Origin of the sequence: Lysinibacillus sp. NPDC059133 (assembly GCF_042755925.1) — a bacterium.
Classification (GTDB): domain Bacteria; phylum Bacillota; class Bacilli; order Bacillales_A; family Planococcaceae; genus Lysinibacillus.
This window is the reverse complement of record NZ_JBHZDH010000068.1, coordinates 15,539-16,704: the sequence shown is the minus strand read 5'-3', so window position 1 is coordinate 16,704 and position 1,166 is coordinate 15,539. Positions and strand designations below refer to the sequence as shown.

Genomic DNA, 1,166 nt, shown 5'->3' with positions numbered 1-1,166 from the left:
TATATTGAAAGGTATCGTTTTTTACCATATAAAGCAGAAGCGGTTCGGGGGGAATCCTCTAAAAGAGTTGTATATGTAAAATACGGTAATTTCACAGAAATTAGAGCGCTAACTAAAAATACAAAGCAGTTTCGAATGTTACTGTGCATTGCCTTAGTAACTTCTTTCATCATGCTATTAGTCATCAACAAGCTCCTTTCCAAAACGATTCATCTCGCAACATATGATCCATTAACGAATGTTTATAATCGTGCTACCTATATTAGAAAAATGGGCAATTTATTAAGAAAAAGGAAGACGAATCAACCCGGTTTATTGCTGTTAGATTTAGATAATTTTAAACAAGTAAATGATCGATTTGGACATGTTGAAGGTGACAAGATCCTGATTGAAACAGCCAGAACTTTAAAACAAGAAGTAGGGAAAAATGGCTTTGTTGTTAGATTTGGTGGAGATGAATTCGCCATTGTTTTGTATGATACGAAAGATGAATATATGGAAAGATTAGCGCATTCTATTTTGGAGAAAATTCATCACTTGAAGTATGCGGATAAAATCTCTGTTGATAAATGGTCTGTACTTTCAGTCAGTATGGGCGGTGCCATTTGCAGTCATCCAGATGAGTCAGAAAGAAGCTTATTTGAGCGTGCAGATAAGGCATTATATCGATCGAAAAATGCTGGTAAAGACCAATACACAAGTTATAAAGAAGCTGCTGCCGATGAAGGAAGCCAAAGCCACTTAAAATAATTTTATAATCATTCGCTCCATTACTATTACAGTGAGTCCAAGCAAATATTTCGAATGCTTAGGATTCGGTTATAGGACTGGAGCGATTTTTTTGTCTGAAGTTAACGCCAGTAAAAGCCCTATTACATTTTATTGGCTCATTACCAAAGTTATGGATGACATTTGTTAAAACATATGCCATGTATATTAGTTGATTGGAGTGGAGGCTGGGCGACTCCTTGGGGATCATCGGACGCCCACAGGAAGCTTTGCTCTGTGCGAAAGCGAAGCGTCAGCAATAAATGTTTATCTGTGCGAAAGCGAAGCGTCAGCAACAAATGTTTTATCTGTGCGAAAGCGAAGCGACAGCAACAAATGTTTATCTGTGCGAAAGCGAAGCGACAGCAACAAATGTTTATCTGTGCGAAAGCGAAGCG

At 37.8% G+C, this 1,166-nt stretch carries 1 protein-coding gene; it reads left to right on the top strand.

Features of this window, described 5'->3' with window-relative positions:
* The coding region (locus tag ACFXN8_RS23675; RefSeq protein ID WP_386847937.1) for a GGDEF domain-containing protein at positions 1-750 on the top strand (750 nt) is incomplete at its 5' end.
* Between the last annotated feature and the right edge of the window lie 416 nt (positions 751-1,166).